We start from the raw sequence: 26212 nt of genomic DNA, 5'->3' as shown, positions 1-26212 counted from the left end.
CAAGGATCGCTTTCGCAATTTCGCCGCGGGGTTGTCAGACCTGGTGATGAGTATTGCTACCGCATTGCATAACTTTCGCCGGACCAGACGACGCTATCGCCACAAGCGATCCAATGCCTATTTTGAATAGAGTCTATTGTCATTTCGAAGCCACACTATCAACTGTCATTTCGAAGCCGCGAAGCGGCTGAGAAATCCTTTCGCCACACCGCCAAGATTTCTCCGGCACTGCGTGCCGTCGAAATGACACTGAACGCTGCGTGCCGTCGAAATGACGGATGCGTCGCTGTCTACCGTCATATCGAACGCAGCGAGAAATCTTCACCGCACCCCCGTCATTTCGAACGCAGTGAGAAATCTTCTTCCCATTCCAGGCTCAAGTCCTTCCATTGGGGATTCATGGTCATCACCAGTTTATCCTTCTTTTCCCGCCGCCATCTTTTGATTTCCTTTTCCCTGGCTATGGCCGCGCGGGCATCGCCCCCATGCTCGTAGTATACGAGTTTGGTCACGTTGTACTTCTTGGTGAAGCCATCCACCAACTTATTCTTATGCTCATAGAGCCTGCGCTCAAGGTTGTTGGTCACGCCGACGTACATGACGTTGTTGTTCCAGTTGACGAGTATATAGACGTAATAGGCGCGCTCGTTCATCGGATTGCTCCGGCAAGATTTCTCCGGCACTGCGTGCCGTCGAAATGACAGTTACAGGTGTTGTAATCTCGTTGCCACGCTATCGACTGTCATTTCGAAGCCGCGAAGCGGCTGAGAAATCTACCCGCTGCGCCAATAAGATTTCTCCGGCACTGCGTGCCGTCGAAATGACAGGTCGTATATGCCGCTATGTCTGCTCCGCAATTCTCAGAAAAGGAACCGGCGGGTAGTCGCGCGTTTCGGCAGGAATGAAGACCACCTCACCGAGGTCGGACACCGGCCGGTTCTGTGCAAACAGATCGTTCGCCTGGCCGTTCTTCCGCTCGTCGGGCATCAGTTCTTCAAAGATAAAGTCGCGCCGCTTCAGTTTGCTGTCGTTAAACGGGAAGGTCCACTCGGAAAAAACGATCGGCTGTTTCGGTTCATCGACGGTTTGCAGGCTCAACGCGTCGCCGTAGACGATGTTGCGCTCCAGAATGAAGCGCACGATGCGGCGCACCGTGTCTTTGGCCTTGCTCTTAAACAGTGCGGTATAGCGCTCGTCGGCGATGTCAAACAACCGCTGGCGGCAGGCGATGGTATTGTCTTCCTGCTTGTCTATGCCGTAGATGGACGAGACGGCCAGCACCAGGTTGCGCTCGAACTCCAATTGGCTGCGGCGGTAACGCTTTTCCACCACGCGCAGCTTGCGGCTGAGGATCTCGCTGAGGAAGTTGCCCGTGCCGCAAGCCGGTTCCAGAAACCGCGAGTCGATCCGCTCGGTTTCGGGCTTCACCAGATCGAGCATGGCGTTCACCTCGCGCGGACTGGTGAACACCTCGCCGTGATCGGCGACACGTTGCTTGGATTTGATCTGTTCTTTCATGGGTGGATGCAGCACAAGAGGGTGCGGCTGCAAGTGATTTTACAACGTCCGTCCGCCGTCGTCATTTCGAAGCCGCGCCGTCGGTTGTCATTTCGAAGGTGCGCCGTTGGTTGTCATTTCGAAGCGGCGGAGCCACTGAGAAATCTTTGCGTTGCGCCTCTGCAAGATTTCTCCGGCACTGCTTGCCGTCGAAATGGCAATCCTGTCGCGCGCTTGCGGCCGGCCGCTAGAAACTAAAAAGACCTCCCGCGAAACTCGCGAGAGGTCTTTCATTTCGTGTTTCTTCGTGTCGCTTCGTGGACAAAAGATTGGCGCAGATTCGCGTTATTCGCGGATACGCTTACCGCCGTCCGCCGCGGAACCCGCCACCGCCGCCGCCGGGACGCCCGCCACCGCGGGGACCGTCGCGACCGGGGCCGCTGCGCGGACCGCCGCCGCCGCTCGGCTTGCGGTCGCGCTCGCGCGCTTCCTCGGCCGTCCAGCCTTCCATCACCGCCTGGCGTGAGAGGCGAATCTTGCCGGCTGGATCGACGTCGATGACCATGACGGTCAGTTCGTCGCCCAACTTGACTACATCCTCCACGCGGTTCACGCGGAAGTCGGCCAGTTGCGAGATGTGCACCATGCCGTCCACGCCGGGCAGAATTTCGATGAACGCGCCGAAGTCGGCCACGCGCACCACCTTGCCGGTGTAGATCTCGCCGATCTTGGCGTCCTCGGTCATGCCGCGGATCATCGCCACCGCGCCCGCCGCGCCCTCGGCGCTTACCGAGGAGATGTACACCGAGCCGTCGTCCTCGATGTCGATCTTGACGCCGAACTGCTCGGTGATGCTGCGGATCATCTTGCCGCCGGGGCCGATCACCTTGCCGATCTTCTCGGAATCGATCTTGATGATCGTGACGCGCGGTGCGAAGCGGCTCATCTCCTCGCGCGGCGCGGCCAGTGCGCCCAGCATCTTGCCGAGGATGAACATGCGGCCCTCGCGCGCCTGCGCCAGCGCCTGCTCCATGATCTGCGCCGACAGGCCGCGGATCTTGATGTCCATCTGCAGGGCGGTGATGCCCTTCTCGGTGCCGGCCACCTTGAAGTCCATGTCGCCGAGGTGGTCCTCAACGCCCTGGATATCCGACAGGATGGCGTACTTGCCGTCGTTGCGGGTGACCAGACCCATCGCGATGCCGCTGACCGGCGCGGCGATCTTGACGCCGGCGTCCATCAGCGCCAGCGTGCTGGCGCAGACGGAGCCCATCGAGGTCGAGCCGTTGGACGACAGCACCTCCGACACGATGCGAATCGCATACGGGAACTCAGCCTCCGGCGGCACTACGTAGCGCAGCGCCGTCTCGGCCAGCGCGCCGTGGCCGATCTCGCGGCGGCGCGGGCCGCGCATCGGGTAGGTCTCGCCGGTGCTGAACGGCGGGAAGTTGTAATGGTGAATGTAGCGCTTGGAGTCCTCGGGGCGCAGGCCGTCGAGCTCCTGCACCTCACCGACCGTGCCGAGTGTCGCAATCGACAGCACCTGCGTCTGACCGCGCGTGAACAGGCCGGAGCCGTGTGCGCGCGGCGACAGGCCGACTTCGCTGGAGATCGGGCGGATCTCGCGGACGCCGCGGCCGTCCGGCCGCACGCCCTTGTCGAGGATCGCGTTGCGCACTTCGTCGCGCATGACCGACTCGAAGCCGGCCTTGGCCTCGGCCGGGTCGAGGTCGACCAGCGCGGCCATCACTTCGTCCTCGATGGTGTCCAGCGCCGCTTCGCGCGCTTCCTTGGTCAGCGGCTGCGCGAACACGTCCGTGATGCGCGTGCCGACGTGCGACTTCACCTTGTCGGTGATCTCGGTCTTCAGCGCCGCGCCGGGGTACTTCACCTTCGGCTTGCCGACCTCTTTGGCCATTTCGTTCTGCAGCGCGATGACGCCCTGCATGGCCGCGTGGCCGGCCTTGAGCGCTTCCAGCATCTTGTCTTCCGGCACCTGGTTGGCGCCCGCCTCGACCATCAGGATGGCGTCGGCGGTGCCGGCCATGCGCAGGTCGAGCTCGGATTTCTCCATCTGGTCGGCGGTCGGGTTCATGATGAACTGGCCGTCGACCAGGCCGACGCGCACCGCGCCGACCGGGCCGTAGAACGGCACATCGCTGATCATCAGCGCGGCCGACGCGCCGATGATGGCGGGAATGTCGAGGTAGTTCTGCACGTCGTAGGAGATCGTGGTCGCGACCACCTGCACGTCGTTGCGGAAGTCCTTCGGGAACAGCGGTCGCAGCGGCCGGTCGATCAGGCGCGCGACGAGAATGGCGGCTTCGCTGGGGCGGCCTTCGCGGCGGAAGAACGAGCCCGGAATGCGTCCGGCGGCGTACAGCCGCTCCTCAAATTCGACGCTGAGGGGGAAGAAATCGATGCCTTCGCGGGGCGATTTGCTGCCGGTCGCGGTGACCAGCACCATCGTATCGCCGGTGCGCACGGTCACGGCGCCGCCGGCCAGGCCGGCGAGTTTGCCGGTCGAGATGACTACGTCTTGTTCGCCAATCCTGGCGGTATAGGTCTTTTCCATGTTGACTCCTGGGTCAATAGGGAATGGCGGCATGGTGTGCCGTCGCTCCCCGGTAATTGGTTGCTGTGTGCCCCAGAAGCCAGGAGCTGGAAACTGGATCCAACCGGTTGGTTGGATGCACTCTCCAATTCCTGCGCTTCCAGGGCCGTGTGTTAGTTTAGGTCATGACCTCCTTGACGGCAACAAAAAAACGAATGGAGACGGTACGGCTGCCTCCACTCGTTTGTTGCGACCTTACGACGAGACCAGCACGAAAGCGGGCGATTGTTACTTGCGCAGGCCCAGTTTCGCAATGATTTCCTTGTACCGGCTGGCGTCTTTCTTGCTCAGGTAGGTCAGATGCCGGCGGCGCTGGCCAACCAGCTTCAGCAAACCCTGGCGCGAGCCGTGATCATGTTTGTGCAGTTTCAGATGCTCAATCAACTGGTTAATGCGGGTGGTCAGAATCGCGACCTGCACTTCAGGCGAACCGGTATCTTTCTCGTGAACGTGATATTGCTTGATCAAAGTTTCCTTCTGTGCACCTTTAATCGCCACATCGCCTCCCTTTCTGCATCTGCATGACTCAATGACGTGTGAATTATAGCACAGTCCGCAGTGGTGGGCAAAATGAAGCGAGCATTGGGTGCATAAAGAGACAAATCAAGGGAGGCAGTTCGTCATGCCCGCGTAGGGGCGCATGGCCATGCGCCCGTATCCAGCGGTGTTGCCCCTGGATCCCCGCTTTCGCGGGAGCGACGTTACATGCGCCGCATCGTGACGGGCCGCGCATGTGCTCCCAATTTGAAAGACCCCTCCGAGCCAACACTGCAACCGGACTGCAGCCCATCAGCACACAGGCTATCGTGTATAATGGTGCGTATGGGACGCGCAGCCATCTATCTCGACCATGCAGCCACCACGCCGGTCCATCCCGATGTGCTGGCGGCCATGCTGCCGTACTTCTCGCACGAATTTGGCAATCCGGGCGGTCTGTACGGCCTCGGCCAGCGCGCACGCGAGGCGGTCGAGGACGCCCGGCGGCGGGTGGCGCGCGTCCTGGGCTGCGCACCGTCGGAGATTGTCTTCACTAGCGGCGGCACCGAAAGCGATAACCTGGCAATTCGCGGCGTGGTGCTGGCAGCCCGGGCGCGTCTGAACGGCCAGGCACCCCATATTATCACGAGCGCCATCGAGCACCACGCCGTAGATGGCACCTGCCACCAGCTGCGGGAGCACTACGGCGTCGAGTTGACCGAAATCGCGGTTGACCGCACCGGCCGGGTGGACCCGGGCGACGTGATGCACGCTGTCCGCCCGAATACGGTGCTGATCTCGATCATGTACGCCAATAACGAGGTCGGCACCATCGAGCCGATCGCCGATATCGGGCAGATGGCCCGTGAGCGCGGTATCCCGTTCCACACCGATGCGGTGCAGGCGGCAGCCTATCTGCCGCTGGACGTGTGGACATTGAACGTCGATCTGCTCTCGCTAGGCGCGCACAAGTTCTTCGGCCCCAAGGGGGTCGGCGCGCTGTACGTGCGCCGGGGCACGCCGTTGCTGCCGTCCCAGACCGGCGGCGGGCACGAGGGCGACCGGCGTGCAGGCACCGAGAATGTGCCGTATATCGCCGGGCTGGCCGCCGCGCTGGAGCGCGCGCAGTCCCATCGCGCCGAGCATGCGGCCGCGCTCGATCCGCTGCGCCGGCGGCTGATCGATGCGATCCCCGCGACGATTGCCGACGCGCACCTGACCGGGCATCCGGTGGAGCGCCTGCCGCATAACGCATCGTTCGTGATCGAGCGGGTGGACGCCGGATCGGTGCTGGCTGCGCTCGACTTGGCCGGCGTCGCCGCGTCGTCAGGCTCGGCCTGCACGTCTGCGCTGCAGGAGCCGAGCCACGTCCTAACCGCGATGGGGGTGCCGCGCGCGCTGGCGGCCGGCGCGCTGCGCCTGACGCTGGGCCCGGAGAACACGCTGGCCGAGATCGATACGGTGCTGGAAACGCTGCCGGACATTGTGCGGCGGCTGCGCGCGCTGCGCGGAGGCGCGTAGCGCGATGGCCGAGCGTGTAGTGGTCGCCATGAGCGGCGGCGTGGACAGTTCAACTGCGGCGGCCCTGCTCGTCGAGCAGGGCTACGACGTCGTCGGCGTCATGATGCGCCTGTGGGCCGGCGCGGGTCCCGACGGCGACGCCTACAACCGCTGCTGCTCGCCGGAGGCGGTCGCCGATGCGCGCGCGGTCTGCGTGCGGCTGGGCATTCCGTTCCACCTGCTGAACTTCGAAGCGGCGTTCAAGCAGCACGTTGTCGACTACTTCCTCGACGGCTACACGCGCGGCATCACGCCGAATCCGTGCCTGGAGTGCAACCGGCACGTCAAGTTCGCCGCGCTGCTCCAACAGGCGCTGGCGCTCGGCGCGGACCGGCTGGCGACCGGGCACTACGTGCGCGTGCAGACCGCTGGCGACGGGCGCGCGGAACTGCTCAAGGGCGTCGATCCGCTCAAGGACCAGTCGTATGCGCTGGCGATGCTGACGCAGGCGCAACTGTCGCGCGCGATCTTCCCGCTCGGCGGCTACACCAAGCCGGAGGTGCGCCGCATGGCGCGCGAGCGCAACATCCTTGTCGCGGAGAAGAGCGAGAGCCAGGAGCTCTGCTTCGTCGTCAACGACTACCGTGACTTCGTGCGCGAGCAGCGTCCCAGCGCATTCGTGACCGGGCCGATCGAGGACACGCAGGGCCGCGTGATCGGCACGCACAGCGGCTTGCCGGACTACACGATCGGCCAGCGCAAGGGCTTGCAGATGGCCGTTGGCGAGCCACTGTATGTCGTCGGCCTGGACGCGGCGCGCAATGCGCTGATCGTCGGCCGCCAGCACGAGGTCTGGTCGAATGCGACGGCGGTGGGCGCGGTCAACTGGATCGCGGGCGAGCCGCCGGCCGGCGCGTTCGATGCCACGGTCAAGATCCGCTACAAGAGCGTGGAAATGCCGGCGCGCGTGGAGCCGCAGGATGGCCTGCGCGCGCTGGTGACTTTCGCGCAGCCGCAGCGGGCGATCACGCCGGGGCAAGCGGCCGTCTTCTACGCCGGCGATACCTGTCTGGGCGGCGGGCTGATTCTGCCGCCGGGGATGCGCGTATGACGATCGAATGGCTGGCCCCGGTGGCGCTCGGTGTGGTCATCGCCACTCTGATTGCCGCCGTGGCCTATCTGGCGCGCGGTTCGACGCGGCGCGACTTGCTCGCCTGGTGGGTGGGGGCGCAAGTTGGCTTCTGGGTCGGGCATGCGCTCGCGGCGGTCTTCTGGTTGCCGTTTCCGACAGTCGGGGATCTGCACATCGCCGCCGGTCTGACGGTCTGCGCGGCGGTGGTCACAACGCAAATTGTCCGCGCCCGCTGAGTGTGCTATAATTTTCATATATGGCGGAAAACATCGCCGTGGCGCGCGACATCTTCATTATCGTGCTGGCACTGGAATCGTTGATTGTCGTCGCGCTGCTTATCTGGCTGATCCTCGAACTGCGCGGTCTGACGCGGGTCCTGCGCGAAGAGGTCAAGCCGATCCTGGAATCGGCGCAGGAGACCATCAACACGGTGCGCGGCACCACGACGTTTGTCAGCGACAACGTGGTGGCGCCGTTCGTGAAGGTGCAGGGCTACGTAGCAGGCGCGAAAACGATGGTTGATTCGCTCTTTGGACGCGAGCCGCGGCGCAAATAACGCGAACGGGTAACACGAAAGGAGCAGGGAGATGGCGGACAACGGGAGCAACGGCTGGGAATTTGCCGCGGGGTTTTTTATCGGCGGCGTGGTCGGCGGTTTGCTGGGCGCGGCGGCGGCGCTGCTGATGGCCCCGCAGGCCGGCGAAGATACCCGCGCGATGCTGCGCGAAAAGGGCATTGAACTGCGCGACCAGGCCGAAGACCTGTCGGCCGAAGCGCGCAAGCGGGCCGAGGAAGCGTCAGCCGAAGCGCGCAAGCGCGCGGAGGAAGCGTCGTCCGGTCTGCGCGAGCGCTCCAAGTCGCTGTCGGAAAGCGCGCGCGTTACGCTGGACGACCGGATGGCGCAGGTCAAGGAAGCGTACGAGACGGGCAAGCAGGCCGCCGAGAAGAAAATGGACGAACTGCGGCAGGGCATTCACAACCCGGACGCGACGACGCCCGGCGCCTCGGCGTAACGCACCACTCACAGCACCGACACACCTCACCGGTCTCGCACCTGTGAGGTGTTTTTGTTTCTAAAGCATTTTCCGTAGTAACCCGATACGGCGCGTTCCCGGATTATCCGTAGGGGCGGCTCGCGAGCCGCCCGCCGTATCAGATAACGCTCTAGGCGTTCTTCACCCAGCGCCGCGCGCGTGGTATGCGTTCCAGCAGGTCGCCAGCCAGCACGCCGGCATCGCCGATCTCGTCGCGCGCCAGCTCGCCGGCCAGCCCGTGCAGATAGCCGCCAGCCAGCGCGGCGTCGTACGGCGCAACCGCCTGCGCCAGCAGCCCGGCGATGATGCCGGCCAGCACGTCGCCGCTGCCCGCCGTCGCCAGCGCGGGGTTGGCGAACGGCAGCATGGTCACGCGTCCGTCGGGCGCGGCGATCACGGTGAATGCGCCTTTCAGCAGGACGATCTGGTTCCATTTCTGCGCGTGCGCCGCCGCCACCCCCTCGCGGTCGGCGCTGATCGCTTCCACAGCCAGCCCGGACAACCGCGCGAACTCGCCTGCGTGCGGCGTCAGGATCGAGTGCGGCGGCAGGCGCGTCCACCACGATTTCTGTTCACTGAGGATGTTCAGCCCGTCGGCGTCGATCACGAGCGGCGGCAGCTTCGGCCCGGCGAGCAGTTCGATCAGGAATTCGCGCGTGGCGGGTGCGCGGCCCAGACCCGGGCCTACGAGCAGGCTGGCGTAGCCGCCCAGTTGCTCGGCGACGATCGCGGCCGCCTCAGCTGCAATCGCGCCCTGGTCCGACGGCAGCGGCAGGTACGTCGGCTCATGCAGCCCGGCGGCGACAATCGCCTGGATCGCCACGGTGGTGGCCAGCGTGACCAGTCCCGCCCCGGCGCGCCCGGCCGCGGCGGCGCACAGGTATGGCGCGCCCGTGTAGTTGCCCGACCCCGACACGATCATCGCCCGGCCGAAGGTGCCCTTGTGCCCCTCGCGCGGGCGGGCAGGTAAGCGCGGCGCGATGTCATCCGGCGTCGCGACGGCCAGGCGGATGCCGTCCGACAGTGCCGCCGGAATGCCGATATCGGCGACGACCAGTTCGCCGATAACGTCAGCGGCCGGGAATTTGAAGAAGCCGGTCTTGGGGCAGGCAAAGGTCACCGTGACATTGGCCGGCAGGGTGGCCGGGTCGATGGCTCCGCTGTCGGCGTTGATGCCGCTGGGCAGGTCGATGGCCACGACGGCGGCGTGCGTCTGGCCGCGCGGCGGCGCTTCGCGCTCGCGCTCGGCGCGGAACAGCAGGGTGGCGTCGGCGCGCGCGGTGCCGTCACTGTCGCGCGGCGTGGACAGTGCGGCGCGCACGCGGCCCAGCACCTGGGCCAGCAGGCCGTCAATCGGGCGGTTGGCGCCGGTGCCGATCAGCGCATCTACGATCAGTCCGCTGTCATCCAGCAGTTGCCGCAGCGCGGTAAAGTCGGTATCGTCCTCGGCGCGGGTGAACGGGATGTTGCGTTCCTGGGTCAGCGCAAAGTTCCGGTCGCCGTCGGTGTTGCGCTGCCATAGGTACAGCCAGACGGCGGCATCCATGTCATGCAGGTGGCGCGCGGCGACCAGTCCGTCGCCGCCGTTGTTGCCGGGGCCGACGAGCACCAGCACCTTCACGCCGCGCGGGGGCCAGCGCCGCGCGATCTCGCGCGCGACGGCGCGCCCCGCCGACTCCATCATCTGCGCGTAGGACACATCTGCCACGTCCGCATCGCGCTCCAGTGCCCGCATCTGATCCACGGTGACGATTTTCATGTAGAAATGATAGACGAGAGTCGCGAGGGAACCAAGTGACCGGAGGACAAGATGACGGGCGATTCGAGAACCGCATTGATGCGAGGACAGCGCTGATCGCACATGCGAAAGGCAACGGCGCCCCCTCCGTACAGTTTGGCGGAGAGATCGGCGTCGTTGCTGCAATCGTGACGACGCCGGCGGCGAAGACCGGAATGACCACGGGCAACAGCAATACCGCGCGCAGGTACTCCAACCCCGTCGCGTCCGTCTGCTCGCCCGCGAAGCCGTACACGCTCGTCCCGTCGCCCACGCTCGTCAGAGCGTTCCCGAACGGGTCGTACCTTCGTGCCAGCGTCACCGCGCTATCCGCCAATTGGCACATGCTGCCTAAGCCGCCCAGCGCATGGTACACCCAATACCGATAGCGTTTGTTTAAAGAAGTCCCTGACATCAGGCATTGCGCGCAGTTCGCCTTGTTCCTGATACAATTCGAGGCAAAACGAAGCTGATTACAGCGAGCACGCCCAGCGCCGCACCACTAACCAGTTGGCGACTACTAAGTGACATTCCATCTAAATAGGTGAAACTATGCAACCACATAACAATGCCAAGGAAGACGGCACGACTTAAGACGGCTATTGCGACGCTTGTAATTCTTCGGAACGGACCAAATTGCCATACAAGCACTGTATCCCATACGTAGATAGCGAGAAGTGTGACGAATATACAGATATTGACCAAGAATCTCAGTACCGGCTCGAATATCTCCGTGTCAGTTGGACCCAGTGGACCACCGCGACTTTTCAATAGGAACATGAAGGCGGCATATCTCGCAAGGTAGTCAACTAAGAGTATTTGCAGTGCGAATCCAATTCCAAGTAATAAGTGACCTGCGAACCTCGGCCATCTATCCGTTAGAGCTGTCAATAGATGGCTTACGGGTATCATTCGCTTCTGTGTCTGCGAGGACGATTCGCCATTAGCCTTGGTCAATCTATGACCTGAAGATGGTTCCACTGCCGCAAGCAGCCCATCAATCACAAGCGAGACAATCATGATTGCAGAAACAATCAGGAATTGATCAATCCTTAGACTTCGTTCTGGTCCGACAATGAAGTCATCCATCCGGATTGGCTCAATTTTGTGAGTAAGGTAGTCAACGAATGCCCAACTTGAAATCGCATAAGCATATATCCCTCCCTGAAGCCAACTGATCAAGGGCAAGGAATAAAGCCTACGTTCTAGCAGTAATCTAAGACACTGCATTGGATTTCCGATTAAAAGACAAGTACCGTCTCGCGCATTACTGTAACAGCGGTGTTCAACAGCCATCCCGGGCGGCAAACTAACAAGCAGCGGAAACGGTACGAACTATTCTGGTGAAGATACTTCAGCTTCGTCGCGTCCATCTGCTCGCCCGCGAAGCCGAATGCGCTCGCTCCGCTGCCCGCGCACGGCAGCGCGTCGCCGAACGGGTCGTACCTTCGTGCCAGCGTCACCATACCCATGCCGTCCGCCAACTGGCGCACGCGGCCCGGATGTGCCCTGAGTGTGCCGAAGGGCGATCGGCATGCACAAAGTATAGCCCATTTACCGCGCCGGTTCATACTATGCCACGCGGTCAACGCCTCTGGTCGGCGATGCGCTCCCGGTCCCAGAACATCTTGAAACTGATCGCATCGGGAATGGTGTTGGGGAAGCGTGCAGAGCGCTAGAGCAGATTCCGATTGGATAGATGGTGCATAGCGCCAAGGGCACCCAGATCGTCATGCCGGCGAAAGCCGGCATCCAGTCCACACTCCTGGACTCCGGCTTTCGCTGAAGTGACGTTACGTTGTGTTGGTACCATCAATTGATCAGGAAAACGCTCTAATCAATTGGGAGACCCGTTCATATCACTCCGGTCTGAGCAATACAGGATGGCCGGGCGAGGCCGCAGTTGCACGAACAGAAAGCGAAAGGCACAGAGAAAACCTTCTCTCTGTGCCTCTGTGACTCCGTGGTGGCTTGTGCTGAGCGGCTATGCGCTGTTGCCGGCGTCCGGCTCGTCGGGCACGACAGTCCAGACCGGCAGCAGCCGTTCCAGATCGTCCTTCTGCGCCGGCGGTAGCGTCACGAACAGGCCGCTGGCCTCGACGGCCACGCTGCCATCGTCGAGCCGGATCTCGCCGCGTCCGGTCATGCCGACGCGGCTCAGCTTCTCCACGCGCCCGATGACGGTCAGCGGCTTGCCGATCGGCACCGGCTTCAGGAAGCGCAGTTCCAGCTTCGCGGTCATCATCCACTGTTCGCGTCCCTGCGTCATCGAGGCGCGCCCGAGTGTTTCATCCAGTAGCGCGGTGATGATGCCGCCATGCAGGACGCCGGGGTAGCCCTGGTGCTCGGGACGCGGCGTGAAGTTCACACGCACGCTGCCATCGGACTGCTCGTAGAAGAACGCCTTGAGGCCGATCGGGTTGTCCATGCCGCAGATGAAGCACATCTGCGAGTTCGGCTGTTTGCGTACGGGTTCGCTCATAGAGGCTTACTTGGATCGTCGCTTGCGCTTGCGCTCGCCGCGCGTGGAGGCTGCCGTCTCGGCGGGTGCGTCGGCCTTGTCATCATCATCCATCCGTGCGTCGCTGTCGGCCAGGCCGATGGCGTCCACCATCCGCTGGTAGTCCGCGGCCGGCATCAGATCGTTTTTGCGCTCCAGCAGGTACGGCTTCAACTGCCTGAGTGGCATGATGAAATCGTGGCCGGGCGCGATCTCGAGTTCGGCTTTCGGGTCGCTGAACAGGACCAGCGGCTTGATGTCGATCGCGGCGTCGCCCAGCTTTGGCGCGAGCCATTTCCGCAGGCGCTCGATCTGCAGCTCGGCTTCGGCGGTTGGATGACCGAGCCCGCCGTGTCGCCATTCGCGCCAGGCGCGGCCGAGCGAAAACGGCTGCGTCCAGCGCCGGCCGTTGAAGGCAATCGGGCCGTTCTCGTCCTTCAGGACGGCGACGTACACGCCGGTCGGCGCCAGCAGCAGGTGCGCGGCGGGCGTGTAGTAATTGACGAGCCGGTAGCGCCGGTCCAGCCCTTTCAGGGCGCGCTCCAGCCGCTGGTCGTTGCGCGGCTCGATCAGCCATTGCTCGGCCAGCCGCCCGCCGATGGTGGCGATGACGGTGCCCGCGATCAGCGAGACATACGAAATCAGGATCGCCGTGCTGCTCTGCAGCGACTCGTTGATCAGCCCGCCGAACGCGACGAGCATGCCGGGCAGCATGATGGCCAGGCCGGCGAGGCTGACGCGCTTGGCCGCCTTGCTGCGGCGTTCCACAGTTTTCGTGTTGGTATAGTTGGTCATGGCGCACAAACGCGCGGCCGGCTTGACTTGACGGCCGCCGCGCGCCGGGTCGAAAGGCTAGCCTTCGTAACGCCCGAGCACCAGGCAGGCGTTCTGCCCGCCGAGCCCGAACGAATTCGAAAGCGTGTAATTCACTCGTGCCTGCCGCGCGACGTTCGGCACGTAGTCGAGGTCGCACTGCGGGTCGGGCGTTTCATAGTTGATGGTCGGATGAAGCGTGCCGGTGTGAATCGCCATCAGGCACGAGAGCGCCTCGATGGCGCCGGTCGCGCCGAACGAGTGCCCGCACATCGACTTGGTCGAGCTGATCGCTACTTTGTAAGCCGCCTCGCCGAACAGCGCCTTGATCGCCAGCGTCTCGAGCATGTCGCCTTTGGGCGTGCTGGTGCCGTGCGCGTTGATGTAGCCGATCGCGGCCGGGGTTACGCCCGCATCCTCCAGCGCCCAGCGCATGGCGCGGATGGCGCCGCGGCCCTCGGGGTCCGGTTCGGCGACGTCATACGCGTCGGCCGAGGCGCCGTAGCCGAGCACCTCGCAGTAGATGCGCGCGCCGCGCGCCTTCGCGTGCTCCAGTTCCTCCAGCGCGAAGACACAGCCGCCCTCGCCGACCACGAAGCCGTCGCGGTTCTTGTCGAACGGGCGGCTGGCTTTCTCCGGCGCGTCGTTGCGCGTCGAGAGGCCGCGCATGGCCGTGAACCCGGCCACCGTTTCCTGCATGATCAACCCCTCGGCGCCCCCCGCCAGGATCACCTCGGCGCGGCCCAGTTGCACCGCCTCCATCGCCTCGCCGATCGCCTGGGTGCCGGCCGCGCAGGCGGTCACCACCGTGTTATTGAAACCGCCGGCGCCGTAATGCAGGCTAATGTGGTGCGCCGGCATGTTGGCCAGCGATTCCGGTATAGCGAACGGGCTGACGCGCCGCCAGCCGCGCTCGCGCAGCGTTTCAATGCCGGAGCGCAGCATGTCGAAGCCGCCGATGGCGTTGCCCATCACGACACCCACGCGCTCGCCCTCGGTCTTCAGCACGTCGGCCAGCCCGGCGTCCGCGATCGTCTCCTTGGAGGCCGCAATGGCGAACTGCGAGCAGCGCGCCATGCGCCGCGCCTCTTTGGCGCTCATATACTTTGCCGGCTCGAAGTTCTTGACTTCGCCCGCGAACTGCGTCGGCAAGTCGCCCGGATCGAACGCCGTGATGCGCGCAACGCCCGAGCGTCCCGCGACCAGGTTCGGCCAGTGCTCGGCCACCGATAGCCCGAGCGGCGTGACAGCGCCGACGCCCGTCACCACGACGCGGCGCATCTGCCGCATTCCGCTTCTGCTCATGCCCCCGCCTTGTCTCCAGAAATGGGTTGCTATGCGCCGATGCGCCGGATGGCGCCCATGACGTCGGTCTCGACCGCCGTCTTGGCAGCGCGAATCATGTTTCGCACGGCCTTCGGGATGCTGCGCCCGTGGCCGATAATCACTACACCGTCAACGCCCAGCAGCGGCGCGCCGCCCACCTCGGCATAGTCCATCTTGTCCGACACGCGGTTGAAGGCCGGCTTGGCCAGCAGGCCGCCGATCGCCGTCAGCGCCCCCGCCTTGATCTCGCGGGCGATCACGTCCTTCATCATACCGGCCACGCCCTCGGCGGTCTTGAGCATCACGTTGCCGACGAAGCCGTCGCAGACGACCACGTCGGCCGCCTGCCGCACGATATCTTTGCCCTCGATGTTGCCGATGAAGTTGATCTCCTTCAACTGCTTCAGCAGGGCGTGCGCCTCCTGCACGAGCTGGTCGCCCTTGGTTTCTTCTTCGCCGTTGGCGAGCAGCGCCACACGCGGCTTGGGGATGCCCAGCACCTGCTGCGCGTACACGCTGCCCATGCGCGCGAACTGCTCGAGATACTCCGGCTTGCAGTCGGTGTTGGCTCCGACGTCGATCACCAGCACCGTCGCGCCGTCCAGCGGCATGGCCGCGGCCAGCCCCGGGCGCTTGATGCCCGGCACACGACCGAGACCGAACAGCGCGCCGGCCATCACGGCGCCGGTGTTGCCGGCCGAGGCGAAGCCGTCGACCTCTTTGTTCTTTAGCAGGCGCAGGCCGACGTTGATGGAGGAGTCCTTTTTCTCGCGAATGGCGTTGGCCGGATGCTCCTTCATCTCGATGACCTGCGTGGCGTTGACGATCTCGATCGGCAGGCCCCGGGCCGGGTGCTTGTCGAGCTCGCGCTTGAGGTCGGCTTCGGGGCCGACCAGCACGACGGTCACGCCCAGGTCGCGCGCGGCCTCGACCGCGCCCGCCACGTCATTGACCGGCCGGCTGTCGCTGCCCATCGCATCGAGCACGATCTTCATAGGACCCCCACCTGGCTGTGGTCGCCCAGCAGAAGCCGCAGCGCCTTGGGCATCGGCGGCGACTGCCGGATCTCGACGAAGCGCCCGATCAGACTGTCGGCGATGCGGTCGCGCACATCGCTGATCTGGCTGCCATCCATCACAATGCTGTTTTCGATTTCGGCGTTGCGGATGACGCAGTCGCGGTCGATAGCCGTGAACGGGCCGACGAAGGCGCGCTCGATGCGCGTATTCGCGCCGATGATCGCCGGGCCGCGGATCACGCTCTCGATGATCTGCGCGCCCGCCTCGACGACCACCCGCCCGACGATCTGCGAGCGCGCGTCGGCCGTGCCGTCCATGCGCGCGTCGAGCGTTTCGAGCATCAGCCGGTTGGCGTCGAGCATATCGCTGCGCTTGCCGGTGTCAATCCACTCGCCCTGCAGCAGGTGCGGCCTGACGACGCGGCCCATCTCGATCAGCTTCTGGATCGCGTCAGTGATTTCCAGTTCGCCGCGCCGCGACGGCGTGATTTGCTCGATCGCGTCGAAGATGTGGCGGTCGAACATGTAGATGCCGACCAGCGCCAGGTCGGAAATGAACTCGCGTGGCTTCTCGACCAGCCGGTTGACGGTGCCGTCGGCGTTCAGCACCGCCACGCCGAGGTTTTCCGGGTTCGACACCTTGAACAGAATGATCTGGCAGTTCATGCCGCCGCCGCGGAACGCCTCGACCTGCGAGACGATGCCGTCGCGGATGAAGTTGTCGCCGAGGAAGAGGATGAAGCGGTCGTCGCCCAGGAAGCCGCGTGCGATCTTAACCGCGTGCGCCAGGCCGAGCGGCGCATCCTGTGGGATGTACGTCACGCGCGCGCCGAACTGCGCGCCGTCGCCGACCGCCGCGCGGATCTGGTCGCCGGTGTCGCCGATGACAATGCCGATATCGGTGACGCCGGCTTCGACGAGGTCCTCAATCGCGTAGAACAGCACCGGCTTGTTGGCGACCGGCACCAACTGCTTTGCGCCGGTGTACGTCAGCGGGCGCAGGCGCGTGCCCTTGCCGCCGGACAGAATGAGGCCCTTCATGCTATTGTCCGTAGTAGCGGTTCAGCATGTCGTCGGAGTTGACGTTGTTCAGCACTACGCCGATCAGCGGCGCGTTCACTTTCTTGAGCAGGGCGTGCGCCTTCTGCATGTGGTCGCGCTTGGTGCCGCCGGCGTTGACGACCAGCAGCACGCCGTCGACGCGCGTGGCCAGCACGGCGGCGTCGGTCACGGCCAGGATCGGCGGCGCGTCGAAGACGACGCAATCGGCGCGCTCCGCGAGCCGCTTGATGACTTCCTGCATGCGCTTGGAGCCAAGCATCTCCGACGGGTTCGGTGGCGGCGGCCCGGCGGCCAGCAACTGCAGACCGGGCTGGCTCGTCTCCTGCAGAGGCGGGTTGCCCAGGTCGGCGTCGGCGATCATCAGGCTCGTCAGGCCGCGCTCGTTGCGCAGCTCGAAGATGGTGTGCTGCGACGGCCGCCGCAGGTCGCAGTCTACAATAATGACGCGCTTGCCGCCCTGCGCCATCGCCACGGCCAGGTTGGCCAGCGTGGTCGACTTGCCCTCCTCGGGACCGGCCGAGGTGACCAGCAGGCTCTTCAGCGACCGGTCGACCGACGAGAATTCGATGTTGGTGCGCAGCGTGCGGTATGCTTCGCTGATAGAGGAGCGCGGGTTGGTCAGCGTGACCAGCGCGCCGGATCGGTTATCGCTCATGTGGGTACTCTCCGCGCGGCGCGGGTCAGGCCCGTTTCCAGAACGCCAGGCGCGCGATGCCGGGCATGCCGCCGCGCGACTGGCGCGCGCCGATGGTTGGAATGGCGCCGATGACGGGCACGCCGGCGTAGCGCTCGACGTCCTCGCCCGAACGCACGACGTCGGACTCCAGCCATTCGAGCACGAACAGGATGATCAGGCCGAGCAGCCCGCCGAGCACGCCGCCCGCCAGCACGTTAATGCTGGTCTTGGGCGAGTAGATCTCCGGCGCGCCGGCATCGTCCACGATCGACGTAAGGATGCGGTCGGTCTGATCTCTTTCCAGATTGGCGATCTGGCGCTGGTTGACGAACAATTCGGCGTAGGCTTGCGCGATGCGCTGGGCGTTACCGCCACTGTGGTCGCGCACTTCAATCTGGATCGTTAAGTCAGCCTCGTTGGGGTCGACGGCGAGCTTGGCTAACAGCGCCTCCGGCTTGATGTCGAGTTGAAGCGTGTCGATCACGCGTTGAGCCATCTTGCGGGCGCGCAATAGCTCGGCATAGTTGCGCAGGACGTTCTTGATGGCGAGCGTCTGCCCGTAGTCCGATGCCCGCGAGGGCTCCACGGTTAGCTTGATAGCCGAGCGATAAACGGTATCCTGCAGCTTGCTGAAGCCATACGCGCTGCCGGCGGCAATGACCGCCACCAGCACGATAATCCACCAGCGTTTTTGCAGAATCTTCAGATAATCACGCAAATCCATGCACTATCTCTCCTTCAGACCGTCAGGCATTGTAGCATGGCGGCTGTCAAACACGAAACCACCGGCGCATTGGACAGAACGGATTACGGGCGTGGTGACACCCCAAAGGGTGCGACAGGTCGCCGCGCCCCCACACACCCGCATCGTAGGGGCGGGGTCGCCCCGCCCCGATTTCCATGCCCCCTACCGCAGCCACTTGCGCCGCGCGCGCGGAATCTCGCCGACCACGCTCAGCCCGAGCGCCTCCACGTCGCGCGCGCCGCGCACGGAGTCGTCCAGGTAGTCGATCAGGAACGCCAGCGCGATGCCGGCCACGACGGCCAGCGCGAGGCGGATCGGCAGGTCGAGCCGTCCGCGCAGGTCGCTGGTCGCCTCCGCGACGTTCGGACCGTCGATGATCTGGATCGAGGCGCGGTAGGTGTTCAGTTGCGCGAAATACTTGGCGTTGTTCTCGCGCAGCACTTTGGCGGCGCAGTCAGCGATCGCCGTCACTTGTTGCCTGTCGCCGCCGGAAAGCGAAAGCGTCAGGATGCGGTGCTGTTTCTGCGTGTTGGCCGTGCCCTGCACCATGCCGGGCGCCACGCCCTGCCCGGCGCACTGGCTGACGTCCTGCGCGAACGCCGACGACTTGACGATCTCGCTGAAGTCGTCGGTCAGGTACTCCGAGACGAGCCAGTCGTAGTAGGCGGGGTCGTAATACGTCGCTGCGCCGGCCGGCATGGCGTCGGCGGCCAGGCCGATGGCGAAGCGCATGCTGACCGTGTACGACGTGGTCGGCTTGGGCGCCAGCAACTGCGATGCGCCGAACACGACGACGACCAGCACGGCGATAATCCACCAGCGCCGCAAGACGACGTTCCAGTACGCTTTGAGTTCCATAGTCACGACTCCACACGCCACAAAAACTGACTACCGCAAAGAACGCAAAGAACAACCACTGATCCGCGAATAACGCGAATCAGCACGAATGAGAACCATGCTGTTTTGAACAACATTTCACCGCAGAGAACGCAGAGAAAGACCACTTAACCGCAAAGAACGCGAAGGACGCAAAGAAGAGAAAGGTCCTGTTGTTATTCGCGTCGATTCGCGTTATTCGCGGATACATTTGTTTTTCTCTGTGCCCTCTGCGTGCTCTGCGGTTAGTCTCTTTACAACCCAACCCAATCGCTGTCTTGAACAGCATTTCACCGCAGAGCACACGGTGAAAGACTACTTAACCGCAAAGAACGCGACGGACGCAAAGAAGAGAAAGGTCCTGTTGTTATTCGCGTCGATTCGCGTTATTCGCGGATACATTTGTTTTTCTCTGTGCCCTCTGCGTGCTCTGCGATAGATCTTTTCTTTACGCGCCGACCCACTCCTTGAAGCGGGCCCGGAAATTGGCAGTCGAGAACAGCGCGGCGTGCGCCTGCACGGCGGCGGGATCGAACGACTGCGCCTCGAAGCGCCGCACGGCCTCGGCCAGCGATTCGGCGCTTGGCTCGCGGAACAGCACGCCGCTGACGCCCTCGCGCACCGTGTCGAGCGCGCCACCCGCCGCGAAAGCGATCGCGGCCCGCCCGGCGGCCATCGCCTCGACCGGCGCGATGCCGAAATCGTCCTCGCCGGGGAAGATGAAGGCGCGGCAGCGGTAACGGTAGCTGTCGGTCTCGGCGTCGTCGAGCCGGCCCAGGAACCGGATGTTCGGCCCGGCCATCGCTTCCAGCTTGGCGCGGTCGCGCCCGTCGCCAATGACGACCAACGGCTTGCCGAGTTGGTTGAACGCCTGCACCGCCAGGTCGATGCGCTTGTACGGGATCAGCCGTGACACGACGAGGTAATAGTCGTCCGGGGGCGCCGTGTTCGGGCGGAAGCGCTCGACGGCGACGGGCGGGAAGACGACCTTCGACTCGCGCCCGTAGTGCGTGCGAATGCGCGCCTGCACGACGCCCGAAATGGCGGCGAAGCGGGTCACGCGTGCCGCGGCCTGCCGCTCCACGCGCTGCAGGTACGGCAGGAAAGGCGGCACCGCCCACCGCGCCACGCCGCCCGCACCCTCGCCGCGCACGTACGCCGCGAAGTTCCAGACGAAGCGCGTCGGCGTCAGGCAGTAGCAGAGATGGCGGGCATCCGGCCGCGTGCGCGCCGTGAAGCAGAACGCGCTCTTGTTGCTGATCACCAGATCGTAGGCCGCCAGGTCGAGCGCGCGGAACGCGAGCGGGTAGGCGAGCAGGAACCACTGGTGGTGCGTCTTGCTCCAGCCGATGCGGTCGAGCCAGGTCGTGCGGATGTCCCAGTCGCGGTAGCGCGCCGGCATCGCCTCGCGCCAGACCATCGACGTGTAGATCGGCGCCCCGGGGTACATCGCATGCAGTTCCTCGAGGACATTTTCGGCGCCGCCGACCTGGTTGAGCCAGTCGTGCAGAATCGCCACGCGCGGTGTTGTGCCCATGCAACGAGGGAGTATAGCGCGGGCGGAGGCAAAATCCCAAATCCCAACTTCTAAATCCCAAACGCAGTCAGTCTTCTGCCGCGCTCAACTCTCCCACCCGCGTGCGCGGTGCGCCGGCACGCTGATCGCGCCGCCCGCCTTCTGCAGTTCGCCGTCAACGAGGATGACCGTCTGCCCGCGGATCTGCCGGCAGCAGCGTCCATAAACGTCCGGCCGGAAGACGATGTCGAGCAGGCCAAACTCGTCTTCCGGCGACATGAACACCATGCCCTTGGCCGTCTGCGGGCGCGGGCGCACGACGACCATGCCGGCGGTACGGACGCTGCGGCCGTTGGGCAACGCTTTCACCTCCGCCGTGCTGGTCGAACTGGCGCAGGCTGCTGGCATGGACAGCGCCGCGCTCGACCGGGCGTTGCAGGCGCGCGACTACAAGACGCGCGTCGAGCAGGAACTGGCGCTCGGCTTCATGTATCGCTTGAGCGGCGTGCCCGCGTTCATCATCGGCAGCAAATACCTCGTCACCGGCGCACAGCCGCTCGAACTGCTCACGCAGGTCGTGGATAAGTGCATCGCGGAGGGCGCGACCGCCTGATGTGGCGTCCTCTCGGCCCGAAAAGTGACGCGCCGTCATCGCGCTTGCCGCGAGGCCGCTCTTGCGCGAGATGTTGGCAGGGTAACGCGCGGCTTGGAGTTCCTGGCACCATAAGGCCAGCGTGGTATTGGGCGTACGGACAGCTTCGGTTGTCGCGAGGTAACCGTTCAGGCGTCATTGCGAGGAGCGTCGTATGCGACGAATCAATCTCCATCCTCGCCTCACAAGGGTGGAGATTGATTCGCAAAAACCGCTCGCAATGACAAATTGGACTGAACGCTACCGTCGCGAGCAAGGAGCCTGTTGCAAAAGTCTGCCGACGCTTCTGACTTTAGTCCGCCTTAGATCTGAAATGTGCCCCAACGGCTCTTGAAGACCACTTTCCCGACAAGCTGAATCATTCTGCCCTGTGCCACTTATCGAACGTCTACGCCTTTTGACCACAGAACGGGCATCGCGCCGCGAATCTCTCTACCCTTACTGCGCGACCCATACGACGAAGCTCAGTTCATAACTGGCGTGTTCGATCGTGAGTTTCCAGCAGCCGAGCGAAGGCAGGTCAACGCCCCACATCATGACGCAGCCTCCGAAATCCGAGTGGCAGGCATTGGTTCCGCCACTCGTGACGTATGACGGCGCAGCCACATCCAGCCGTTTTCCCGTGATGGTGAGCTTCGGCTGCGGCTCGAGTTGTGCGCTGTAATTGGGCTTCCACACGGGAATCTTTTGTGAATAGCCAGTCGGATTATGCGGCAACCTTATCCACATTCCCGTCGAGCTCACGGATGTCCACAATTCCGGCGTACCAATCCAGAAGTCGCCGCCCACTGGCTCTGCGGGCCACGGCGCTGGCGGAACGAATGCCGGATTGGGCGGGCGTGTAATTGGGCACGTTGCGGGGACATTACTGAAAACAGCGGCGACGGTGGGCGTTGGTGTCGCTGACAGTATGGCTGGTGCGGCTATGTTTCTGGCTATTACTTGCACATAGAATACGACAAGCAGAAGCACGCCGAGGCCGACCATAGCGAAAAGAGGCTTTCTTGCCATGAGCACTCCTTTTTGACAAAGACGCTTCACCTTCCACTATAGCGGCTCCAAACGTTCTGGCTCCATTGCATAGGGACCTACACGGTTGAAGATTTCTCGGCGACTAACAATCTGATTGGAAGTACGGGTGCGACAGTGATGGGCTTCCCATGTGCCGGCCATTTTTCGACACTATCGAAGCCGATGCGCGCCAGTCTCAAATCGCGGAGGTCACCCCGATCGACGAGATGCAGCCACCACGTCCCAGACTTTGTCGGCGATCTGCGACTTGGGCTGCATCTCGAACGGTTTCAGCGGCTGATCGCGATAGATGAAGACCGCCTGGCTCTCCTCACCGGCAAACGACTCCGGCACCGGGTTCGCAACGACCAGGTCGAGGTTCTTCTCGGCCAGCTTCTTCTGCCCGTTCTCGACCAGGTTGCTCGTCTCGGCCGCAAAGCCGACGACGACCAGGCTGCCAAACCGGCCGGCAGCGCGCGCGGCGGCCACCTCTTTCAGGATGTCCGGGTTGCGCGTCAACTCAAGCGTCATGCCCTCGTGCGCGCCCTTCTTGATCTTCTGGTCGGACACCGTCGCGGGCCGGAAGTCGGCGACGGCCGCCGCCATCACGAGCACATCGGCCTGCGTCAGTTCGCGCATGACGGCGTCGAGCATCTCCAGCCCGGTGACCACGTCCACCCGCCGCACACCGTAGGGGGTCGGCTCGGCCGACGGCGCCGTGACGATCGTCACGTCGGCGCCGCGGTCGCGCGCGGTCTCGGCCAGCCGGAAACCCATCTTGCCGCTAGAGCGGTTGGTCAGGTAGCGCACCGGGTCGAGCGCCTCCTGCGTGCCGCCCGCCGTGATGACGACGCGCCGCCCGGCCAGATCGCCGGACGCGCCCAGCAGTTGCCGGATCGCGTGCACGATCTGCTGCGGCTCCGGCAGGCGGCCCACGCCGGACGCGCCGGATGCCAGATGCCCGCTGCCCGGCTCCATGATCGTCACGCCCCGCGCGCGCAGGGTGGCCAGGTGCGCCTGCGTCGCCGGGTGCTGGAACATGTGGCTTTCCATCGCCGGGGCGACCAGCATCGGCGCGGTCGTGGCCAGCGCGGTGGTGGTGAGCATATCGTCGGCCAACCCGAGCGCCAACTTGGCGATCGTGTGCGCCGTGGCCGGCGCGACGACGAAGACATCGGCCTGCTTCGCCAGCGTCACATGGCCGATCTCGGTCTCCATCAGCGGCGAGAAGACCTCCGTGATGACCGGCCGGTGCGTGATCGCCTGGAACGACAGCGGGCGCACCATCTCCTGCGCGCCGTGCGACAGGATCACATCCACAATCGCCCCGGCCTGGTACAGCTTGCTCGCCAGGTCGACTGCTTTGTAGGCGGCGATGCTGCCGGACACGCCGAGGACAACGTGTTTATCAGTGAGGTTGTTCACGCGGACTTTCGCTCCATGCGCTGCTCAGTGAACCGACCGGATCCGGCCACGCCGGTTCCGTTGAACCACGGGGGGCGTGACAGGCTACCGCACCCCCACCAAAATCGCTTCGGTGATGTGGAACGTCATGACGCCATCGATCGTTTCCGGGCGGATCGTCGCCGCCGCTTCGGGCGTCTGCAGCATGGCGCGCAGATCGCGCAGCGGTGCATCGGGCACGCGCATGCGCTTGACCCAGTCCTCGAAATCAGTCGGCTTGTCGAGCAGTTCGGTGCTCTGCGCGCGCAGTCCCGCCGCGTCCATCATGGCCGCCAATTCGGCGAGCGGGTAGCAGACGTTGTGCGATGGGTCGCGCACGCGCTCGAACTGGTTCACGAACTGCGCCAGGTGGCCGTCTGCCGGCGCCACATTGTCGATCAGCACCACGCGTGCGCCGGGCTTGGCCGCACGCGCCATCTCGCGCAGTCCGCGCGCGGCGTCGGGCCAGTGATGCAGCGCGATGCGGCAGGTGATGATCTCGAACGAGGCCGACGCCAGCGGCAGGTTCTCGACATCGCCGACCATCCAGTCGGCGTTGGCGACGCCGCGCTCGCCGGCCAGCCGCCGCGCGGGCACCATCATCTGCGGCGTCAGATCGAGCCCGACCACGCGCCGGACGTGCGGCGCCAGCGCCAGCGCGGTATGCCCGGCTGCCGTCGCCACGTCGAGCGCGGCATCGCCGGGACGCGGCGCGGTCAACTCGACGACGCGCGTCAGGCTGACGCCGCGGCTGTGCATGCGCGAGGTCGCGTACGCCTCGGCGTTTCTGCCAAACTGCTCCTGCACCAGCTTCTTGACGTCGCTCATGCTCGGCTCCTAAATGCGCACCGTGCGGTCGCTCAACGCCGCCGCTTCGGTCTCGTCGGGCGTGGTGAACAACACGGTCTTGACCTGCGGGCGCAGCCGGCGCAGCGCCATCCAGACGCGCTCGCGGCCTGCCGGGTCGCAGCCACGCGACGGCTCGTCGACCAGCAGGACCTGCGGACGATGAATCAGGCACGCCAGCATTTCGAGGCGCATCCATTCGTCCGGGGCAAGCGTCTTCGCTTTGGCCTCCAGGCGCGCGCCCATCTCGATCAGCGGCAGCAGTTCGCTGATGCGCGCCTCGGCGTCGTCGGGCGTCAGGAAGCGCAGCAGCGCCTGCTCGTCGAGGTTCTCGCGGCCGGTCAGGTTCGGCTCCAGGAAGTGATCGTGATGTACGACGCCGATGCGCGGCCGCACCATGCCGGCCTGCATCACCGTGTCGTAGCCGCACAGGCTGACCGTGCCGCGGTCGGGCTTCACGTCGGCCGAGATCATCTTGAGCAGGGTGGACTTGCCGGAGCGCACCCCGCCCAGCAGGGCGACCACCTCGCCCTCCGCCGCGCGCATGCTGAACGCATTGACGGCGACATTCGAACCCCACGCCTTGGTGACGCGATCGACCACAACCATATCAGTCATGAGCAAGCTCTGTGCGGGCGGCCGGCTCCAGCACCTGCGTATGCGCGAGCGTGCCGCCGTTGAATTGCGCCAGCCGGTCGGCGGCGCGCTGGAGTACGAGGTGCATGTCGGACGCGGGCATGCCCGCGCCAAAGACGACGAGAATAATATCACGCGTCTGGACGCCGACCAGCGTGCGGGCCGAATCGGCGACCGGCGAGCCGAACGCGCCGCGATCGTCGGCAAGCGTCAGCTTGCCTTCGACCGAGATCAGCGCCTTGCCGATGCCGTCGTACGCCTCGCTCTCGCGCCCCAGGCGCAGCAGCACCGGCCCGTCAATGCGCGCCGCATCGTAAATGCCGAACGGCAGGCGCTCTTCCAGCGAGCACCAGTTGTTCACGTCCACGGCCGTATTGACGGCATACAGCCCTTTGCCCTGCACGACGCGCCGGGCCAGCGCTTCCGACGAGGGGCGGTAGCGAGCCGGGTCAACGCCAACGGACTTGAATAGCCGCCGCACCGCCTGGGCATGCGGGTCACTCGCAAGCTGATTGATACCGTACCGCGCGGCAAAGTCCGCGCCGGCGCGTTCCACCGCGGCCCACAGGCCGTCGTCATGGGCGCGCACGGCCAGGCCGCGCATGACCAGCCATCCCAGGCAGAGTTGAGGCGCGCGTGCTGTGACGTCGGGGCCGATGGCGATATGCACCGCAACATGGTAGCACAGCGGACGTTGTTCAACAAAAGGCGGGCGCTCCGGCATGCGATGGGGGTCGGTGACCCGCAGGCTACGCGTACTTGCATTCGATCTCCGCAAAGAAGGCTGCGGGCAGGCGGCTGAAGTCGGCTTCGCTCAACGCGATCGCGTCGCCGGGCTGGTATCTAAGCACGGATTGCACCGGTTGCCGCGCGTCCAAGTCCGCGAGCAGCAGGGCATGGCGGCTGAATAGCAAACACCCCCGATGATAAATCACCGGGGGTGTGCTTGTTGGTGCGCCCGAGAGGACTTGAACCTCCACGACCGTGTAAGGGTCACTAGGCCCTCAACCTAGCGCGTCTGCCAGTTCCGCCACAGGCGCACGCCAACAGCGGCTCAAACC

Annotated in this window: 29 protein-coding genes and 1 tRNA gene; 7 read left to right on the top strand and 23 right to left on the bottom strand. The window is 64.5% G+C overall.

Translation table 11 applies throughout. The annotated features are described in order from the left end of the window. Window positions 1-335 precede the first annotated feature (335 nt). The 4 genes from HZB53_12315 to rpsO form a co-directional block, all read right to left on the bottom strand. Window positions 336-653: a GIY-YIG nuclease family protein gene (locus HZB53_12315; protein ID MBI5878424.1), complete on the bottom strand. Its 318-nt coding sequence runs from the start codon at window positions 651-653 to the stop codon at window positions 336-338. A 187-nt stretch (window positions 654-840) separates the two neighbouring features. Next, window positions 841-1518, bottom strand: coding sequence for an SAM-dependent DNA methyltransferase (locus HZB53_12310; protein MBI5878423.1), 678 nt, complete (start codon window positions 1516-1518; stop codon window positions 841-843). A 340-nt stretch (window positions 1519-1858) separates the two neighbouring features. Further along, window positions 1859-4072 carry a polyribonucleotide nucleotidyltransferase gene (locus HZB53_12305; GenBank protein ID MBI5878422.1) on the bottom strand — a complete coding sequence of 738 codons (2214 nt, stop codon included), beginning with the start codon at window positions 4070-4072 and terminating at the stop codon, window positions 1859-1861. A 267-nt stretch (window positions 4073-4339) separates the two neighbouring features. Further along, complete coding sequence (rpsO, locus tag HZB53_12300) at window positions 4340-4609, bottom strand: 30S ribosomal protein S15 (protein MBI5878421.1); 270 nt, start codon at window positions 4607-4609, stop codon at window positions 4340-4342. A 324-nt stretch (window positions 4610-4933) separates the two neighbouring features. On the opposite strand from rpsO, the gene HZB53_12295 reads away from it, so the two are divergent. The 5 genes from HZB53_12295 to HZB53_12275 are packed head-to-tail and all read left to right on the top strand — an operon-like array spanning window position 4934 to window position 8233. Next, window positions 4934-6109 (top strand): cysteine desulfurase, encoded by a 1176-nt coding sequence (locus tag HZB53_12295; protein MBI5878420.1) that lies wholly within the window; start codon window positions 4934-4936, stop codon window positions 6107-6109. 4 nt (window positions 6110-6113) lie between these two features. Further along, window positions 6114-7199 carry a tRNA 2-thiouridine(34) synthase MnmA gene (mnmA, locus tag HZB53_12290; GenBank protein MBI5878419.1) on the top strand — a complete coding sequence of 362 codons (1086 nt, stop codon included), beginning with the start codon at window positions 6114-6116 and terminating at the stop codon, window positions 7197-7199. Continuing rightward, complete coding sequence (locus tag HZB53_12285; protein ID MBI5878418.1) at window positions 7196-7456, top strand: hypothetical protein; 261 nt, start codon at window positions 7196-7198, stop codon at window positions 7454-7456. The genes mnmA and HZB53_12285 overlap by 4 nt, the downstream gene beginning before the upstream one ends. Before the next feature lie 20 nt (window positions 7457-7476). Then, a complete protein-coding gene (locus HZB53_12280; protein ID MBI5878417.1) occupies window positions 7477-7776 on the top strand; it encodes a hypothetical protein in 300 nt (99 codons plus the stop codon). A gap of 31 nt (window positions 7777-7807) precedes the next feature. Next, window positions 7808-8233 (top strand): YtxH domain-containing protein, encoded by a 426-nt coding sequence (locus HZB53_12275; protein ID MBI5878416.1) that lies wholly within the window; start codon window positions 7808-7810, stop codon window positions 8231-8233. 151 nt (window positions 8234-8384) lie between these two features. On the opposite strand, the gene HZB53_12270 is transcribed toward HZB53_12275, so the two are convergent. Beyond that, on the bottom strand, window positions 8385-10013 hold the full coding sequence (locus HZB53_12270; GenBank protein ID MBI5878415.1) for an NAD(P)H-hydrate dehydratase: 1629 nt from the start codon (window positions 10011-10013) through the stop codon (window positions 8385-8387). 35 nt (window positions 10014-10048) lie between these two features. Between HZB53_12270 and HZB53_12265 the strand changes: the two genes are divergently transcribed. Next, complete coding sequence (locus HZB53_12265) at window positions 10049-10420, top strand: hypothetical protein (protein ID MBI5878414.1); 372 nt, start codon at window positions 10049-10051, stop codon at window positions 10418-10420. A 25-nt stretch (window positions 10421-10445) separates the two neighbouring features. On the opposite strand, the gene HZB53_12260 is transcribed toward HZB53_12265, so the two are convergent. The 12 genes from HZB53_12260 to HZB53_12205 form a co-directional block, all read right to left on the bottom strand. Beyond that, the gene (locus HZB53_12260; GenBank protein ID MBI5878413.1) at window positions 10446-11120 is read right to left on the bottom strand and encodes a hypothetical protein; all 675 of its coding nucleotides are present in this window, start codon (window positions 11118-11120) and stop codon (window positions 10446-10448) included. Between the two features lie 152 nt (window positions 11121-11272). Then, complete coding sequence (locus HZB53_12255; protein ID MBI5878412.1) at window positions 11273-11503, bottom strand: hypothetical protein; 231 nt, start codon at window positions 11501-11503, stop codon at window positions 11273-11275. A 512-nt stretch (window positions 11504-12015) separates the two neighbouring features. After that, window positions 12016-12513 (bottom strand): PaaI family thioesterase, encoded by a 498-nt coding sequence (locus tag HZB53_12250; protein ID MBI5878411.1) that lies wholly within the window; start codon window positions 12511-12513, stop codon window positions 12016-12018. A gap of 6 nt (window positions 12514-12519) precedes the next feature. Then, a complete protein-coding gene (locus tag HZB53_12245; protein MBI5878410.1) occupies window positions 12520-13299 on the bottom strand; it encodes an NERD domain-containing protein in 780 nt (259 codons plus the stop codon). Window positions 13300-13383: 84 nt separating this feature from the next. After that, window positions 13384-14625, bottom strand: a complete 1242-nt coding sequence (gene fabF, locus HZB53_12240; GenBank protein MBI5878409.1) for a beta-ketoacyl-ACP synthase II — start codon at window positions 14623-14625, stop codon at window positions 13384-13386. A 53-nt stretch (window positions 14626-14678) separates the two neighbouring features. Beyond that, the gene (gene plsX, locus HZB53_12235) at window positions 14679-15665 is read right to left on the bottom strand and encodes a phosphate acyltransferase PlsX (GenBank protein ID MBI5878408.1); all 987 of its coding nucleotides are present in this window, start codon (window positions 15663-15665) and stop codon (window positions 14679-14681) included. Then, window positions 15662-16729: a glucose-1-phosphate thymidylyltransferase gene (locus HZB53_12230; GenBank protein ID MBI5878407.1), complete on the bottom strand. Its 1068-nt coding sequence runs from the start codon at window positions 16727-16729 to the stop codon at window positions 15662-15664. Before HZB53_12230 ends, plsX begins: the two co-directional genes overlap by 4 nt. Before the next feature lies 1 nt (window position 16730). Further along, the gene (locus tag HZB53_12225) at window positions 16731-17405 is read right to left on the bottom strand and encodes a CpsD/CapB family tyrosine-protein kinase (GenBank protein ID MBI5878406.1); all 675 of its coding nucleotides are present in this window, start codon (window positions 17403-17405) and stop codon (window positions 16731-16733) included. 25 nt (window positions 17406-17430) lie between these two features. Continuing rightward, the gene (locus tag HZB53_12220; protein ID MBI5878405.1) at window positions 17431-18150 is read right to left on the bottom strand and encodes a hypothetical protein; all 720 of its coding nucleotides are present in this window, start codon (window positions 18148-18150) and stop codon (window positions 17431-17433) included. A 183-nt stretch (window positions 18151-18333) separates the two neighbouring features. Next, window positions 18334-19029: a hypothetical protein gene (locus HZB53_12215; protein ID MBI5878404.1), complete on the bottom strand. Its 696-nt coding sequence runs from the start codon at window positions 19027-19029 to the stop codon at window positions 18334-18336. Between the two features lie 466 nt (window positions 19030-19495). Then, complete coding sequence (locus tag HZB53_12210; GenBank protein ID MBI5878403.1) at window positions 19496-20584, bottom strand: glycosyltransferase; 1089 nt, start codon at window positions 20582-20584, stop codon at window positions 19496-19498. An 84-nt stretch (window positions 20585-20668) separates the two neighbouring features. Then, entirely contained in the window at window positions 20669-20923 is a 255-nt protein-coding gene (locus HZB53_12205; GenBank protein ID MBI5878402.1) for a hypothetical protein, read from the bottom strand. Here HZB53_12205 and HZB53_12200 point away from each other — a divergent pair. Next, window positions 20916-21176: a DsbA family protein gene (locus HZB53_12200; GenBank protein ID MBI5878401.1), complete on the top strand. Its 261-nt coding sequence runs from the start codon at window positions 20916-20918 to the stop codon at window positions 21174-21176. The genes HZB53_12205 and HZB53_12200 overlap by 8 nt on opposite strands. Window positions 21177-21653: 477 nt before the next feature. Here HZB53_12200 and HZB53_12195 read toward each other — a convergent pair whose 3' ends face one another. The 6 genes from HZB53_12195 to HZB53_12170 form a co-directional block, all read right to left on the bottom strand. Then, window positions 21654-22226 carry a hypothetical protein gene (locus HZB53_12195; protein ID MBI5878400.1) on the bottom strand — a complete coding sequence of 191 codons (573 nt, stop codon included), beginning with the start codon at window positions 22224-22226 and terminating at the stop codon, window positions 21654-21656. 210 nt (window positions 22227-22436) lie between these two features. Continuing rightward, window positions 22437-23651: a bifunctional phosphopantothenoylcysteine decarboxylase/phosphopantothenate--cysteine ligase CoaBC gene (gene coaBC, locus HZB53_12190; protein ID MBI5878399.1), complete on the bottom strand. Its 1215-nt coding sequence runs from the start codon at window positions 23649-23651 to the stop codon at window positions 22437-22439. An 84-nt stretch (window positions 23652-23735) separates the two neighbouring features. Continuing rightward, window positions 23736-24497, bottom strand: coding sequence for a methyltransferase domain-containing protein (locus HZB53_12185; GenBank protein MBI5878398.1), 762 nt, complete (start codon window positions 24495-24497; stop codon window positions 23736-23738). 9 nt (window positions 24498-24506) lie between these two features. Next, window positions 24507-25133, bottom strand: coding sequence for an ABC transporter ATP-binding protein (locus HZB53_12180; protein MBI5878397.1), 627 nt, complete (start codon window positions 25131-25133; stop codon window positions 24507-24509). Then, window positions 25126-25821: a hypothetical protein gene (locus tag HZB53_12175; GenBank protein MBI5878396.1), complete on the bottom strand. Its 696-nt coding sequence runs from the start codon at window positions 25819-25821 to the stop codon at window positions 25126-25128. Before HZB53_12175 ends, HZB53_12180 begins: the two co-directional genes overlap by 8 nt. Window positions 25822-26101: 280 nt before the next feature. Further along, window positions 26102-26191, bottom strand: a tRNA-Leu gene (locus HZB53_12170). Window positions 26192-26212 lie beyond the last annotated feature (21 nt).

It is taken from the genome of Chloroflexota bacterium, from assembly GCA_016235055.1.
GTDB lineage: Bacteria > Chloroflexota > Anaerolineae > JACRMK01 > JACRMK01 > JACRMK01.
This window is presented reverse-complemented; position numbering and strand designations above follow the sequence as displayed.

Excerpts from the sequence above, each read along its gene's own strand:
- plsX (MBI5878408.1), bottom strand. The coding sequence starts at position 15,665 with ATGAAGATCGTGCTCGATGCGATGGGCAGCGACAGCCGGCCGGTCAAT.
- HZB53_12275 (MBI5878416.1), top strand. The coding sequence starts at position 7,808 with ATGGCGGACAACGGGAGCAACGGCTGGGAATTTGCCGCGGGGTTTTTT.
- HZB53_12215 (MBI5878404.1), bottom strand. The coding sequence starts at position 19,029 with ATGGAACTCAAAGCGTACTGGAACGTCGTCTTGCGGCGCTGGTGGATT.
- HZB53_12185 (MBI5878398.1), bottom strand. The coding sequence starts at position 24,497 with ATGAGCGACGTCAAGAAGCTGGTGCAGGAGCAGTTTGGCAGAAACGCC.
- HZB53_12280 (MBI5878417.1), top strand. The coding sequence starts at position 7,477 with ATGGCGGAAAACATCGCCGTGGCGCGCGACATCTTCATTATCGTGCTG.
- HZB53_12315 (MBI5878424.1), bottom strand. The coding sequence starts at position 653 with ATGAACGAGCGCGCCTATTACGTCTATATACTCGTCAACTGGAACAAC.
- HZB53_12255 (MBI5878412.1), bottom strand. The coding sequence starts at position 11,503 with ATGGGTATGGTGACGCTGGCACGAAGGTACGACCCGTTCGGCGACGCG.
- HZB53_12230 (MBI5878407.1), bottom strand. The coding sequence starts at position 16,729 with ATGAAGGGCCTCATTCTGTCCGGCGGCAAGGGCACGCGCCTGCGCCCG.
- HZB53_12260 (MBI5878413.1), bottom strand. The coding sequence starts at position 11,120 with ATGGATGACTTCATTGTCGGACCAGAACGAAGTCTAAGGATTGATCAA.
- mnmA (MBI5878419.1), top strand. The coding sequence starts at position 6,114 with ATGGCCGAGCGTGTAGTGGTCGCCATGAGCGGCGGCGTGGACAGTTCA.
- HZB53_12250 (MBI5878411.1), bottom strand. The coding sequence starts at position 12,513 with ATGAGCGAACCCGTACGCAAACAGCCGAACTCGCAGATGTGCTTCATC.
- HZB53_12225 (MBI5878406.1), bottom strand. The coding sequence starts at position 17,405 with ATGAGCGATAACCGATCCGGCGCGCTGGTCACGCTGACCAACCCGCGC.
- HZB53_12310 (MBI5878423.1), bottom strand. The coding sequence starts at position 1,518 with ATGAAAGAACAGATCAAATCCAAGCAACGTGTCGCCGATCACGGCGAG.
- HZB53_12195 (MBI5878400.1), bottom strand. The coding sequence starts at position 22,226 with ATGGCAAGAAAGCCTCTTTTCGCTATGGTCGGCCTCGGCGTGCTTCTG.
- HZB53_12295 (MBI5878420.1), top strand. The coding sequence starts at position 4,934 with ATGGGACGCGCAGCCATCTATCTCGACCATGCAGCCACCACGCCGGTC.
- fabF (MBI5878409.1), bottom strand. The coding sequence starts at position 14,625 with ATGCGCCGCGTCGTGGTGACGGGCGTCGGCGCTGTCACGCCGCTCGGG.
- HZB53_12285 (MBI5878418.1), top strand. The coding sequence starts at position 7,196 with ATGACGATCGAATGGCTGGCCCCGGTGGCGCTCGGTGTGGTCATCGCC.
- HZB53_12270 (MBI5878415.1), bottom strand. The coding sequence starts at position 10,013 with ATGAAAATCGTCACCGTGGATCAGATGCGGGCACTGGAGCGCGATGCG.
- HZB53_12305 (MBI5878422.1), bottom strand. The coding sequence starts at position 4,072 with ATGGAAAAGACCTATACCGCCAGGATTGGCGAACAAGACGTAGTCATC.
- HZB53_12220 (MBI5878405.1), bottom strand. The coding sequence starts at position 18,150 with ATGGATTTGCGTGATTATCTGAAGATTCTGCAAAAACGCTGGTGGATT.
- HZB53_12180 (MBI5878397.1), bottom strand. The coding sequence starts at position 25,133 with ATGACTGATATGGTTGTGGTCGATCGCGTCACCAAGGCGTGGGGTTCG.
- HZB53_12210 (MBI5878403.1), bottom strand. The coding sequence starts at position 20,584 with ATGGGCACAACACCGCGCGTGGCGATTCTGCACGACTGGCTCAACCAG.